Origin of the sequence: Variovorax palleresanus, from assembly GCF_051144945.1 — a bacterium.
Lineage (GTDB): Bacteria > Pseudomonadota > Gammaproteobacteria > Burkholderiales > Burkholderiaceae_C > Variovorax > Variovorax paradoxus_S.
Map to the genome: position 1 here is coordinate 4,160,714 of NZ_JBJNVP010000002.1, position 12,954 is coordinate 4,173,667.

Sequence of the window (12,954 nt, forward strand, 5' to 3'; positions counted from 1 at the left end):
CGCCGATGACCAGCTACCGCCATCATCCCGAACGGATCGCCGCCCTGGTGCAGGACGACCGCGTGCACCGCGACCTGTACCTGAGCGATGAGATCTTCGCGCTCGAACAGGAACATCTGTTCGCGAACACCTGGGTCTACCTCGGCCATGCGAGCCAGGTGCCGGAGCCCGGCGACTTCGTGACGCAGGACATTGCGGGTCGGCCGCTCCTGATGGTGCGGCAGCCCGACGGCGCGGTGCACGTGATGTACAACCGCTGCGCCCACAAGGGTACGCAGCTGGTGACGGACGAGTGCGGCAACACCGGTCGCTTCTTTCGATGCCCGTACCACGCCTGGACCTACAAGCTCGACGGCGCGCCGCTCGGCCTGCCGCTGAAGAACGGTTACGAGGGCACGCAGCTCAAGGCCTGCGAGTCGGGGCAGGGACTTTCGGTGGTCAAGCACGTGAAGGTGTATCGCGACTTCGTGTTCGTGCGGCTGTCCGATTCGGGTCCGTCCTTCGAGGACTACTTCGGCGAAGTGCTGGGCGCCATCGACAACATGGTCGACCGCTCGCCCGAGGGCAAGCTCACTGTCGGTGGCGGCGTGCTTCGCAATATCGTGCACTGCAACTGGAAGATGTACCTCGAGAACATCAACGACACGGTGCATCCGATGTCGACGCACGAGTCGGCCACCAAGGCGGCCGAGGCGCTGTGGGAGGGGCGTGCGCCCACCGATCCCAAGCCGATGGCGATGGAGCAGATGCTGCCCTTCGGTTCGGGCTATGAATTCTTCGACAAGATGGGCGGGCGAGTGTTCGCCAACGGGCACAGCGTGTTGGGCGTGAACTTCAGCATCCATTCCAATTACGCGCAGCTGCCCGAGTACGAGGCTGCGATGCGCGCCGCGCACGGCGAAGAGCGCGCGGCCGAGATCCTGCAGCGCTCGCCGCAGAACTCGGTCTTGTATCCGAGCCTGTCGGTCAAGGGCTCGCCGCAGGCCATTCGCGTGATCCGGCCGCTGGCCGCGAACCGCACACTCATCGAGGCCTGGAGCTTTCGTGCGGCGGGTGCGCCCGTCCTGCTTTTCGAGCGCGCGATGAGCTACAACCGGCTCGTGTTCTCGCCCATGTCGGTGGTCGCGCACGACGACGTGCATCTCTTCGAGAGCATCCAGCAGGGCCTTCGCGCCGGTGGCAACGAATGGGTGAGCCTGCACCGCAACTACGACCCTGCCGAACTCGCGCAAGAGACGATCACCACCAACGGAACCAACGAGCTGCTCATGCGCAACCAGTTCCGCGCCTGGGCGAAGTCGATGGCGGCCGGCATGGAGGCCGCGGCATGAACGGCGACCCGCGCGATTTTGCCGCTCACGAGGCAGCCCTGCTCGACGAGCGGCGCCTCGACGACTGGCTGGCGCTGTTCGCCGAAGACGGTCACTACTGGGTGCCGCTGCTCGGTGCGGCGCAGGCCGATCCGTTCTCGCACAACTCGCTCGCCTATGAAGACCGGTTGCTGCTGCAGCTTCGAGTCGATCGCCTGAAGAACCCGCGTGCGCATTCGCAGCATCCGGCAAGCCACAGCCAGCATGTGCTGCAGCCTTCGCGCATCGAGCACGAATCGGCCGGCGAAGTGCGGTTGCGCACACCCTTCATCTACATCGAGGCGCGCGGCGAAGGGCAGGTTTTGCTGGCCGGCACCGCCCGTCACCACCTCGTGCGCACGCCCGCAGGAGGCTGGGCCATCCGCGAGAAGCGCATCGACCTGCTCGACGCCGGCCGCGCGTTGCCTGCGATCCAGTTGTTCATCTGAGTTTTCCTTTCATCCATCCTTCCTCACTGGAGCTACGACATGAAGAGCCTGATGCAGACCTTGACGCGCGGTGCCCTCGCCGCGGCGCTGACCGCCTGTGGTGTTGCGAGCGCGTTCGCGGCCGACCTGAAGGTCGGCCTGAGCGTGTCGCTGTCGGGGCCCAATTCCTCGCTGGGCGTGCCCTATGCCAAGGGCATGCAGGCCGCGCTCGCCTACAAGCCGGAGATCAACGGCCGCAAGGTGCAGCTCATCGTGCTGGACGACGGCTCCGACCCGACCACCGCCGGGCGCAATGCACGCAAGCTCATCGAGGAAGACAAGGTCGACGTGCTCATGGGCACCTCGGGCGTGCCTGCCGCCATCGCAATGGCCCAGGTGGGCAAGGAGGCCAAGGTGCCGATGATCGGCCTCACGCCCATCCTGCTCGATCCGAACGAGAACCCCTGGGTCATGACGGTGGCCCAGCCCACGCAGCTGATGATCGATGCGGTGGTCGAGCGCATGAAGCGCAACAACGTGAAGACCGTCGGCTACATCGGCTTCACCGACGCATGGGGCGACCTGGTCTACAACGCGCTCATGAAGGCCGCGCCCGAGGCCGGCATCAAGGTGGTGAGCAACGAGCGCTACGCGCGCGCCGACGCCTCGGTGACCGGACAGGTGCTGAAGATCGTGGCGCTGCGGCCCGACGCGGTGATGACCGGCGGTGCCGGCACGCCGGGCGCGCTGCCGTTCCTTGCGCTGCAGGAGCGCGGCTACAAGGGCGGGGTGTACGGCCAGCACGGCTTGATCAACCCGGACTTCGTGCGCGTGGTGAGTGCTTCCGGGCAGAACGCGCTGATGCCCACCGGTCCGGTGATCGTGGCCGAGCAGCTGCCCGACAGCTACCCGACCAAGAAGATCGCGACTGAATTCCGCGCCGCGTTCCAGAAGGTCAACAACGCACCCACCAGCGACGCCTTCTCGGCCTATTCCTTCGACGGCTGGCTGGTGTTTGCGGACGCCGCCTCGCGCGCCATGAAGAAGGCGGAGCCGGGTACGGCGGAGTTCCGCGTCGCATTGCGCGATGCCATCTTCAGCACCAAGGAAGTGGTGGGCACGCACGGCGTGTACAGCTTCAAGCCCGGCAGCCTCTACGGCGTGGACGAACGTGCCCGCGTGATCGTCAAGCTGGACAACGGCCAATGGAAGCTCGCACCTTGAACCGCTTGATGCCAACGACGACGATTCTCCGAGGGGCTTTTCTATGACATGGGACGTGGCGCTGATCCTCGTCACCGATGGCCTTGCCAACGGTGCCGTCTATCTGCTGGCCGGACTCGGGCTGGTCTTGATCTTTTCCGTCACGCGGGTGGTGTTCGTGCCGTTCGGCGACATCGCGGCCTTCGCGGCCCTGTCGCTCGCAGCCTTCGAAACCGGCCGCGTCCCGCCGACCATTGGCATGGTGGCCGTGCTCGCGGCGCTGGCCCTGGCCACGGAAATCGGCAGCCTGCTGCGGCGCGGGGAGGCCAAGCGCATTCCCAAGGCGGTGCTGATGTGGGGCGTGCTGCCCGCCATCCCGTGCCTCCTGGCATGGCTGGCGGCACGGCCCGGTGTGCCGGTGGCGGTGCACATCGCGGTGGCCGTGTTGCTGGTGGTGCCCATTGCGCCGCTGCTCGCGCGGGTGGTTTTCCAGCCGATCGCCGATGCCTCGGTGCTGGTGCTCCTGATCGTGTCGCTGGCGCTGCACTTTCTGCTGTCGGGCCTGGGCCTTCTGTTCTTCGGGCCCGAGGGCTCGCGCACCACGCCGCTCACGAGTGCGGTGTTCACGCTGGGCGACGGCTTCACGGTCAGCGGCCAGGTGGTGCTGATGGTGGGTGCGGCCATCGTGCTGAGCGGGCTCTTCTTCCTGGTGTTCGAGCGCACGGTGGCGGGCAAGGCCTTGCGCGCCACGGCGGTGAACCGCGTCGGCGCGCGGCTGGTCGGCATCCGGCCAGTGCGCACGGCGCTGCTCGCCTACGGCTGCGCCTCGCTGCTGGCCGGGCTCATCGGCGTGTTGATTGCGCCGGTGACCACCATGTATTACGACTCGGGTTTCATCATCGGCCTGAAGGCCTTCGTGGCCGCGATCATCGGCGGGCTCGTGAGCTACCCGATGACGGCCCTGGGTGCGCTGGCGGTCGGCGTGGTCGAGAGCTTTGCCTCGTTCTGGAGCGGCGCGCTGAAAGACGTGATCGTGTTCAGCCTGCTGATACCGGTGCTCATGCTGCGGTCCTTTCTTGCGGCCCATGCCGAAGAGGAAGAAGAGGAGGTGGACCAGTGATCGACAACAACAACAGAAACGGCAAGCGCATGGCCTGGATCGCCGCGGTGGTCGCCGTGCTGGCGCTGGTGCCGGCCGTGGCGGGCAGCTTCACGGTCTCGCTGCTCAACGACATCGGTATCGGCGCACTGGTGGCGCTCGGGCTGGTTCTGCTCACCGGCGTGGGCGGTGCCACGTCGTTCGGCCAGGCCGCCTTCGTGGGCATTGCCGCCTATGCCACGGCATGGCTCACTACCACGCAGGGCATGTCGCCATGGATCGGGCTGCTGTTCGCGCTGCTGCTCACGGGCTTGTCGGCGCTGGCCATCGGCATGCTCACGCTGCGGCTCGGCGGGCACTTTCTGCCGCTCAGCACCATCGCGTGGGGGCTGTCGATTGCGATGCTGTTCGGCAACGTCGATGCGCTCGGGCGGCACACGGGGCTGTCGAACATTCCGGCGTTGCGCATCGCGGGCTGGTCGCTGGCCGATCCGCGCGCGATGTATTACCTGATCTGGGTGGTGGTCGGGCTGGCCTGCCTGTTCAGCCACAACCTGCTGCAGTCGCGGCCGGGCCGCGCGATTCGCGGCTTGCGCGGCGGCGCCACGCTGCTGGCGAGCGTGGGGGCCGATGCCTACCGTGTGCGGCTCACGCTGTTTGTTACGGCCGCGCTCTTCGCGGGGCTGGCGGGCTGGCTCTATGCCCACATGAACCGCTTCGTGAGCCCGTCGCCCTTCGACGTGCGCGCCAGCATTGAATACCTGCTGATGGCGGTGGCCGGCGGGCTCGGGCAGCTGGCGGGCGCGCTGGTGGGTGCGGCCCTGGTGCTGGTGCTGAAGAACGGCCTGCAAGACGTGCTGCCGATGCTCACACAGCGTGCGGGGCAACTGGAGGCCGTGGCGTTCGCAACGCTCTTCATCCTGCTGCTGCACTTTGCGCGTGGCGGACTCATGGGCCTGCTGCGGCGCTGGACGCGCCGGCGTGCCGGTGCACCAGGTGCTTCGCGCTACCAGGCGCCCACGGTCGATCCCCTGCCGCACAGGCAGCTGCCACAGCGCGGCACGCAGGTGCTGTCGGTGAAGGGCGCGGTCAAGCGATTCGGCGGATTGGTGGCGGTCAACGACGTGAGCTTTGAAGTGAACGCGGGCGAGATCGTCGGCCTGATCGGACCCAACGGCGCGGGCAAGTCGACCATGTTCAACCTGCTGACCTGCACGCTGCCGATGAGCGCAGGGCAGGTGCGCTTTCTGGAACACGACATTGCCGGCATGCCGCAGCGGCAGGTGGCGCGGCTGGGCCTGGCGCGCACTTTCCAGCACGTGAAGCTCAGGCCGCACATGAGCCTGCTCGACAACGTGGCGCTGGGCGCGCATTCGCGCACGCGCTCGGGCATCCTCAAGGCGGGCCTCCGGCTCGACCGCACCGAAGAAAAGCAGATCCTGCAGGAAGCGCAGCGCCAGCTCGACCGCATCGGCTTGGGCGACCGCGCGCACGAGTTGGCGGGCAGCCTGCCGCTGGGCACGCAGCGCATCCTGGAAATTGCGCGCGCGCTGGCCGCCGACCCGGTGCTGCTGGTGCTCGACGAGCCCGCGGCTGGCCTTCGCCGCAAGGAAAAGATGGCGCTCGGCGACCTGCTGCGCAAGCTGCGCGAGGAGGGCGTGACCATCCTCATCGTCGAACATGACATGGACTTCGTGATGAAACTGGTGGACCGTCTGGTGGTGATGAACTTCGGCTCCAAGCTCGTGGAAGGCGTGCCCTCGGCCGTGCGTGCCGACGAGCGCGTGCAGGCGGCTTACCTCGGGAGCGTCGTATGAGCGCCGCACGGCCGCCCGAAGGCGCGGGCCCCCTTGAGGGGGTGGGCGTCGTACACGAAGTGACAAGCCTGGGGGTGATGCAATGACCGCAATGCTGGAGATCGGCGACCTGCACGTGTCCTATGGGCAGGTCGAGGCGGTGCGCGGGGTTTCGCTCGAGCTGCAGCCGGGCCAGATCATCTCGGTGATCGGCCCCAACGGCGCGGGCAAGACCACGCTGCTTGCGGCCGCGATGGGCCTGCTGCCCTGCAAGGGCACGCTCCGCTTCGAGGGCGAAGACCTGCAGGGGCTCGACGTGGAGGCGCGCGTGGAGCGCGGCCTGTGCCTCGTGCCCGAAAAGCGCGAGCTGTTCGGCGAGCTCACGGTGCTCGACAACCTGCAGCTCGGCGCCTATGCCAAGCGGCTGCGCAGCGATGCGATGAAGCGGCAGCTGCAGTCGGTGTACGACCGCTTTCCGCGCCTGGCCGAACGCCGCTCGCAGCGCGCCGACACGCTCTCGGGCGGCGAGCGGCAGATGCTTGCTGTGGGCCGGGCACTCATGTCCGCGCCGCGCCTGTTGATGCTCGACGAACCGAGCCTCGGCCTGGCGCCGCTCATCGTGCGCGACATTCTTTCCATCGTCCGCAAGCTGCGCGAAGACGGCGTCTCGATCCTGCTGGTGGAGCAGAACGCGCGTGCCGCGCTCGAAACGTCGGACCACGGCTACGTGCTCGAAACCGGCGAGATCGCGCTCTCGAGTGCTTCAGCCGAACTCGCGAGCGATCCACGGGTGCAGGCCACCTATCTCGGCGGAGGCACGCACGATGACGAATGACCCGCGCGCGGTGCCGGCCGCTCAGCGCACGTTGCCCGACATGCTGCGCCGACAGGCGGCGCTGTTCGGCTCGCGTCCGCTGCTGCGCATCGCGGGCCGCCAATGGTCGCATTCCGATGCGGCCGAAGCGGCGGGCGTTCGAGCGGCCGTGCTGGCGCAAGCAGGCGTCGCGCAAGGCGACCGCGTCGCCGTGATGTGCGGCAATCGCATCGAGTTTCTCGAAACCTTTCTGGGAGCCGGCTGGCTCGGCGCTTCCACGGTGCCGGTCAACACCGCCTCCATGGGGCCTCAGATCGGGTACTTCCTGGCACACAGCGAGGCAAAGCTGCTGGTCATCGAGGCCGGCTTTCTGGACCGCCTGCAGACCGCGAACCTGGCGCAGGCGAAGCTCGAAGAAATCTGGGTCGTCGGCGATGCGCCGGCGGCCGGCGGTGCCGCATGGCAGCCGCCGGCCGGCGTGCGGATTCGGGCCTATCCACCGGGCGGGATGCCCGCTATTCCGCCCGCCAATGTGCAGCCCGGCGATTCGCTGGCCATCCTGTATACCTCTGGCACCACCGGCCCGGCCAAGGGCGTGATCTGCCCGCACGCGCAGTATTTCTGGTGGGGCGTGAACAGCGCGGAGGTGCTTGGCGTGGGCGCGGACGACGTGCTGTGCACGACCTTGCCGCTCTTTCACATCAATGCGCTCAACACCTTTGCGCAGGCGGCGCTCACGGGTTCCGAGGTCGTCTTCGAAACGCGTTTCTCGGCGTCGGGCTTCTGGCCTTCGATGCGTGCGAACGGCGCCACCGTGGTCTACCTGCTGGGCGCCATGGTTCCGATACTGCTTGCGCAGCCCGCGGGCGATGCAGAACGCCATCACCGCGTGCGCACCGGGCTCGGCCCCGGCGTGCCCGAGGCCGCGGGCAAGATTTTTTTCGAACGCACTGGTGTGCGCCTGCTCGAAGGTTATGGTTCCACAGAAACCAACTTTGCCATTGCCACCGCGCCTGATTCCCCGCGCGGCGGCGTGATGGGCTGGCTTCGGCCCGGCTTTCAGGCGCGCGTGGCCGACGAAAGCGATGTGGAACTGCCCGCCGGAGAGGCCGGCGAACTGCTGCTGCGCGCCGACGAGCCGCACGCCTTCGCGAGCGGCTACTTCAACATGCCCGAGAAAACGGTCGAGGCCTGGCGCAACCTCTGGTTCCACACCGGCGACCGCGTGGTGCGCGATGCCGACGGGGCCTTTCGGTTTGTCGACCGCATCAAGGACGCGATCCGCAGGCGCGGCGAAAACATCTCGTCGTTCGAGGTCGAGCAGGTGCTGCTGAGCCACTCCTCGGTCGCCTCCTGCGCCGTGTACCCGGTGCAATCCGAACTGGCCGAAGACGAGGTGATGGCTGCGCTGGTGCCGCGCGACGGGGAGCGCATCGACCCCGGCGAACTGGTTCGCTTCTGCGAGAGCCGGCTGCCTTACTTCGCGGTGCCCCGCTACATCGACGTGCTGCAAGACCTGCCGCGCACCGAGAACGGCAAGGTGCAGAAGTTCAAGCTGCGCGAGCGCGGCGTCAGTGCACAGACCTGGGACGGGCGGCCTTCCGCTCGCGCCCCCGCCAAGACGGCATGAATTCCGCGCCGCCACCGCTTCAAGGCCAGGCCGCCTTCGTTACTGGAGCGGGGCAGGGCCTGGGGGCAGCCATTGCGCGCGGCCTTGCCGAAGCGGGTGCGCGCGTGGTGCTTGCGGACATCGACGCGGACAACGCCGAGTCGGCTGCCGCGAGCTTGCGCAACGCGGGCGCCGACTGCATCGCCATGAAGCTCGACGTGCGCAGCGAAGCCGATTTTTCTCGCTGCTTCGATGCGGCGACGGCTCGTTATGGCGCCATCGACGTGCTGGTCAACAATGCGGCGCGCACGCCCTTCAGCTCCATCTGGGACATCACGCAGGGCGAATGGGACGACGTGCTGGCCGTCAACTTGCGGGGCAGCTTCTTCGGCTGCCGCATTGCCGGCCGGCACATGCGCCAGCGCGGGTCCGGGCGCATCGTCAACCTGGCGTCGATGGCCGGCCAGCAAGCCAGTGCCACCACCGGCGCGCACTATGCGGCCAGCAAGGCGGCGCTGCTTGCCCTGACGCGTAGCTTTGCGCAAGAACTCGCACCGCATGGCGTCACGGTGAATGCGTTGGCCCCGGCGGCGGTTGAAACCCCAGCCCTCGACACGCTGGCCCCCGCACGGCAGCAGGCGCTGAAAGCTGGCATTCCGCTGGGCCGTTTCGGCCGCCCGGAAGAAGTGGCAGCCGCCGTGGTCTACCTGGCATCGCCAGCAGCGGCCTTCATGACCGGTGCAACGCTGGATCTCAACGGCGGCCGCTTCATGCGCTGAACAGGCGATGAGCCGGCCACACGCGCTAAAATCGTTCAGAACTAAATAATTCAGGTATGCACGCAAATTCATTGATTGGCCGCCACGCTCTCGTTACTGGCGCCGCGCGCGGCATTGGCGCCGAAATTGCCCGCACACTGGCTGCGGAGGGCGCAACGCTGACCTTGCTCGGGCGCGACCCCGATGCGCTCCAACGCGTGGCCGCCACGCTCGCGGGCCAGGGCCACGGCGTTGCTTCTGCCGACGTGGCCGATCCACAAGCTGTGCAGTCGGCCTTTGCGCTGGCGCGCGCCGAGCGAGGCCCGGTCGCCATCCTCGTCAACAACGCCGGGGCTGCCGAGAGCGCGCCGCTTCTCAAGACCTCGGTCGAGCTCTGGCAGCGCATGCTGTCGGTGAACCTGACCGGCAGTTTCCTGTGCGCGCAGGCGGCGCTGCCCGACATGCTCGAAGCCGGCTGGGGCCGGATCGTCAACATTGCCAGCACCGCGGGCCAGAAGGGCTATGCCTACGTCGCGGCCTATTCGGCGGCCAAGCATGGCGTGATCGGGCTCACGCGATCGCTCGCGCTCGAAGTGGCGCGTAAGGGCATCACCGTGAACGCGGTGTGCCCAGGCTACACCGATACCGACATCCTGCGGGCAAGCGTCGCCAACGTGGTGGGCAAGACCGGGCGCAGCGAGGTCGACGCGCTGGCCGAGTTCTCCAGCGTCAATCCGCAGCGGCGCATCGTGCAGCCTGCCGAGGTGGCCGACGCGGTGCGCTGGCTCTGCGGCAACGGCGCTGCATCCGTCACCGGGCAGTCGGTCTCGGTGTCGGGCGGGGAGGTGATGTGATGCGCAACGATGCCTCGCACGCCGCACTCAGCGATGCAGAAGAACTTGGCCACGAGGCCCGGGCGGGCCGCGAAGACCACGCCATGCTCAGGCTCTGGCTGCGCATGCTCGCCAGCACCACGCAGATCGAAGCCGAGATCCGGCGCCGGCTGCGCGAGCGCTTCGGCATCTCGCTGGCACGCTTCGACTACATGGCCCAGCTCTACCGCTATGAAGAAGGCCTCAAGATGCGCGTGCTGTCGCGCTACCTGATGGTGACCGGCGGCAACGTCACGGGCCTGACCGACGAACTGGAGCGCGACGGCCTGGTGGCGCGCGCGCACAGCCCCGACGACCGCCGCTCGTGGATCGTGAGCCTGACGCCCAAGGGCCGCGCGAGCTTCGAGACCATGGCCAAGGAACACGAGCAGTGGATTCTCGAAATGTTCTCGGGCCTCGACATGAAGACCGTCAAGCAGATGCACACGCAGCTCGGCCAGCTGCGCGTGCACGTGATGCGCAGCGAGCCTTCGGGCGAGGAGGGCTGACGATGACGAGCGCAGCAGCAGAAGCCGAGGCGCAAGAAGAAGCCCCCATGGCCGAGTTCCAGCGACCGCGGATGATCCGTTTTTCGGACTGCGACCCTGCGGGCATCGTCTTCTATCCGCAGTACTTCGTCATGCTCAACGGCCTGGTGGAAGACTGGGTGAGCGAGGGGTTGGGCATTGACTACCACGCGCTCATCAGCGAGCGGCGCATCGGATTGCCGACGGTGCGACTCGAGGCCGATTTTCGCGCCGTGAGCCGCATGGGCGACAAGGTTACGCTCGGCCTCTCGGTGGAGCGGCTGGGCTCGCGCTCCATGACGCTCGTGCTGCGCTGCTTCGACCCCGCCAGCGGCGAACTGCGCATGCAGGTGAAGCAGGTGCTCGTGACCACCTCGCTCGAAAGCCACCGGGCCGTCGAAATCCCGCAGGATATGCGCACGGCCATCTTGCGCGGGGCGCCGTCACTCGCTTGAATGCATGGTGCTGGCTTCCGTTGCGCAGTGCCTCGGCGGTGCGCCGGCGGGCAGACGGAGCGTGCGAGAGCTTTCGCTTGCGCTATCGGACATGGGCCTTGAATATCTCGACTTGGACTGGCGCGCGAGGAGCCGAGGACTGGTAGTACCTCAACCATCGATACAGATATGAAAGAGTCCCGGATGGACAAGCAAACAATCATCGAAAGCCTGGAGCGGGCTTTGGAAAGCTGGATCCGCCATGCTGTCGCTGCCCAACTGTGGCAGGTTCAGCAGCAAGGCGGTTTGGGTGCGTCCATCGTGGTGGAGGAAGACCTCGTGCACATCCGCGTCGAACTCGGCGGTCCACGCAACCCGCTGTCGGAGTTGGGCCAAACCGATGGACGCTTGCCCGTAACGGAGGCCTTTCTCGGCCGCGGAGTCGCATCTTGGGGCACCCCACCTCCACAGGGAGAAGACGAGGCGCGCGAGGCATGGTTCTTGTCGAGCGAGCTCGCCCAAGAGCACGCGCGGCAATACCTGCTGGCGGAGGTGAGAGAAAAGCGGGACGTCCTGTCGCGGTTTGTCGAGGGCTGGTTGACCGGTGAGTCGTAGCCGTTGAGCCAATAAAAAAGCCCGCTACCGATGAGGTAGCAGGCTTTTCAGCGTTTCCGCGATGTTGGTTGGTGGGCCCTGAGTGACTCGAACACTCGACCTACGGATTAAGAGTCCGCTGCTCTACCAACTGAGCTAAGAGCCCTTGCACTGGAAAACGTTTTGCGTTTTTTGGCAAGACCGCAAGTATAGCGTAAAAATTCCTGGGTTCAACGATTTTGTGCGGGGCGGCGTTAGCATTGGCCATCATCCGACGGGTCCCGGGGGGCCCTCCACCAGGAGAATCTTTCATGACAGATACAACCACCATGCCTCATGTTGTGATCACGGGGGCCGCGGGCGCGCTGGGGCGCGCAGTGGCGCAGCACTTTCTGGAGCAGGGCGCACGCCTTGCGCTGGTCGACCACCATGCGGATCGCCTGTCCGAGGTCTTTCCGGGTCTGGACAATTCGCAGCACCTGCTGCTGGCGGGCGACGTGACCTCGGCGTCGGACATGTCGGAGCTCGCGGGCCAGGCACTCAAGGCTTTCGGCCGCATCGATGCGCTGGTCCACATTGCGGGCGGCTTCGAGATGGGCGAGGCAACCCATGCGCTCACGCGGGCCAGCTGGGACCGCATGATGAATCTCAACGCCTGGTCTTTCGTGGCGGTTACACAAGCGGTGCTGCCTTCGATGATCGAGCACGGCACCGGCCGCATCGTGGCGGTCACGGCCAAGGTGGCGGCGCGCGGCCTGCCGGCCATGGCGGCGTATATCGCATCGAAGAGCGCGTTGCAGCGCCTGGTGGAAGCCATGGCGGCCGAGGCGGCGCCGCATGGCGTGGCCGTCAACAGCGTGGCCCCCAGCGTGCTCGACACGCCAGCCAACCGGCAGGCCATGCCCGACGCGAATCCCGCGGAATGGGTGTCGACGGCGGTCGCGGCGCAGACCATCGGCTTTCTTGCATCGCCCGCAGCGGCGGCGCTGCATGGCCAGCATCTGACGCTCGACACCTGAGCCCAGATCGCTACCAGCAAGCTGGCTCGATAGATCAGTAGCTACACAGGGCCCTGGCGCAACGCCAGGGCCCTTTTTTGTCCTCTTCCGCCGCAATGGCGCGCCGACTCTGGGGCAGGCGCTTTGTCATGGATGCGGCCAGGGTGGGCGGGGCGCTTGTCTCGCTTCAGAAGGGGCGCACCGCTCATGTGCCCAGGCGGCGCAATTTCTACAGTGACCCCACGGCGAAACGTTTGAGCCCGATGAGGGCAACAAGCAGCGCCGGCCGACCACATCACTGGGGACACGCATGGAACCGCACTACTTGCCGCCAAGAAATTTCATGAACCTGCTGCGGGAAGACGCTGGCATGTCGTTCATGGAATTCGCGTTGCTCGGTTCCCTCGTGGTGTTCGTGAGTTTGTTGCTGCTGCTTGCAGCACGGCGCGGCGCCTGAATGCGCAACAGCAGAT

At 66.8% G+C, this 12,954-nt stretch carries 14 protein-coding genes and 1 tRNA gene; 14 read left to right on the forward strand and 1 reads right to left on the reverse strand.

All coding sequences use genetic code 11. The annotated features are described in order from the left end of the window. Positions 1-5 precede the first annotated feature (5 nt). The 12 genes from ACJ7Z0_RS23380 to ACJ7Z0_RS23435 all read left to right on the forward strand — a co-directional run bounded on the left by ACJ7Z0_RS23380 (position 6) and on the right by ACJ7Z0_RS23435 (position 11,504). Positions 6-1,331 carry an aromatic ring-hydroxylating dioxygenase subunit alpha gene (locus ACJ7Z0_RS23380; protein ID WP_434791730.1) on the forward strand — a complete coding sequence of 442 codons (1,326 nt, stop codon included), beginning with the start codon at positions 6-8 and terminating at the stop codon, positions 1,329-1,331. Next, complete coding sequence (locus tag ACJ7Z0_RS23385) at positions 1,328-1,798, forward strand: aromatic-ring-hydroxylating dioxygenase subunit beta (protein WP_434791731.1); 471 nt, start codon at positions 1,328-1,330, stop codon at positions 1,796-1,798. The genes ACJ7Z0_RS23380 and ACJ7Z0_RS23385 overlap by 4 nt, the downstream gene beginning before the upstream one ends. A gap of 39 nt (positions 1,799-1,837) precedes the next feature. Beyond that, positions 1,838-3,001 (forward strand): ABC transporter substrate-binding protein, encoded by a 1,164-nt coding sequence (locus ACJ7Z0_RS23390; RefSeq protein WP_434791732.1) that lies wholly within the window; start codon positions 1,838-1,840, stop codon positions 2,999-3,001. Between the two features lie 43 nt (positions 3,002-3,044). After that, positions 3,045-4,100: a branched-chain amino acid ABC transporter permease gene (locus ACJ7Z0_RS23395; protein ID WP_434791733.1), complete on the forward strand. Its 1,056-nt coding sequence runs from the start codon at positions 3,045-3,047 to the stop codon at positions 4,098-4,100. Positions 4,101-4,129: 29 nt separating this feature from the next. Continuing rightward, a complete protein-coding gene (locus ACJ7Z0_RS23400; RefSeq protein ID WP_434792715.1) occupies positions 4,130-5,896 on the forward strand; it encodes a branched-chain amino acid ABC transporter ATP-binding protein/permease in 1,767 nt (588 codons plus the stop codon). A gap of 82 nt (positions 5,897-5,978) precedes the next feature. Continuing rightward, complete coding sequence (locus ACJ7Z0_RS23405) at positions 5,979-6,710, forward strand: ABC transporter ATP-binding protein (RefSeq protein ID WP_434791734.1); 732 nt, start codon at positions 5,979-5,981, stop codon at positions 6,708-6,710. Continuing rightward, a complete protein-coding gene (locus ACJ7Z0_RS23410; RefSeq protein ID WP_434791735.1) occupies positions 6,700-8,319 on the forward strand; it encodes an ATP-dependent acyl-CoA ligase in 1,620 nt (539 codons plus the stop codon). The genes ACJ7Z0_RS23405 and ACJ7Z0_RS23410 overlap by 11 nt, the downstream gene beginning before the upstream one ends. Next, positions 8,316-9,077 (forward strand): SDR family NAD(P)-dependent oxidoreductase, encoded by a 762-nt coding sequence (locus ACJ7Z0_RS23415; RefSeq protein ID WP_434791736.1) that lies wholly within the window; start codon positions 8,316-8,318, stop codon positions 9,075-9,077. The genes ACJ7Z0_RS23410 and ACJ7Z0_RS23415 overlap by 4 nt, the downstream gene beginning before the upstream one ends. Positions 9,078-9,133: 56 nt before the next feature. Further along, the gene (locus tag ACJ7Z0_RS23420) at positions 9,134-9,910 is read left to right on the forward strand and encodes an SDR family NAD(P)-dependent oxidoreductase (RefSeq protein WP_434791737.1); all 777 of its coding nucleotides are present in this window, start codon (positions 9,134-9,136) and stop codon (positions 9,908-9,910) included. After that, complete coding sequence (locus ACJ7Z0_RS23425) at positions 9,910-10,437, forward strand: MarR family winged helix-turn-helix transcriptional regulator (RefSeq protein ID WP_055799449.1); 528 nt, start codon at positions 9,910-9,912, stop codon at positions 10,435-10,437. Before ACJ7Z0_RS23420 ends, ACJ7Z0_RS23425 begins: the two co-directional genes overlap by 1 nt. A 2-nt stretch (positions 10,438-10,439) precedes the next feature. Next, positions 10,440-10,910 carry an acyl-CoA thioesterase gene (locus tag ACJ7Z0_RS23430; protein WP_434791738.1) on the forward strand — a complete coding sequence of 157 codons (471 nt, stop codon included), beginning with the start codon at positions 10,440-10,442 and terminating at the stop codon, positions 10,908-10,910. Positions 10,911-11,093: 183 nt separating this feature from the next. Further along, the gene (locus tag ACJ7Z0_RS23435; RefSeq protein ID WP_434791739.1) at positions 11,094-11,504 is read left to right on the forward strand and encodes a hypothetical protein; all 411 of its coding nucleotides are present in this window, start codon (positions 11,094-11,096) and stop codon (positions 11,502-11,504) included. A 69-nt stretch (positions 11,505-11,573) separates the two neighbouring features. On the opposite strand, the gene ACJ7Z0_RS23440 is transcribed toward ACJ7Z0_RS23435, so the two are convergent. Then, a tRNA-Lys gene (locus tag ACJ7Z0_RS23440) sits at positions 11,574-11,649 on the reverse strand. A gap of 145 nt (positions 11,650-11,794) precedes the next feature. Here ACJ7Z0_RS23440 and ACJ7Z0_RS23445 point away from each other — a divergent pair. Continuing rightward, complete coding sequence (locus tag ACJ7Z0_RS23445) at positions 11,795-12,502, forward strand: SDR family NAD(P)-dependent oxidoreductase (protein WP_434791740.1); 708 nt, start codon at positions 11,795-11,797, stop codon at positions 12,500-12,502. A 289-nt stretch (positions 12,503-12,791) separates the two neighbouring features. Next, positions 12,792-12,938 (forward strand): hypothetical protein, encoded by a 147-nt coding sequence (locus ACJ7Z0_RS23450; RefSeq protein ID WP_431123424.1) that lies wholly within the window; start codon positions 12,792-12,794, stop codon positions 12,936-12,938. The last annotated feature ends 16 nt before the right edge of the window (positions 12,939-12,954 follow it).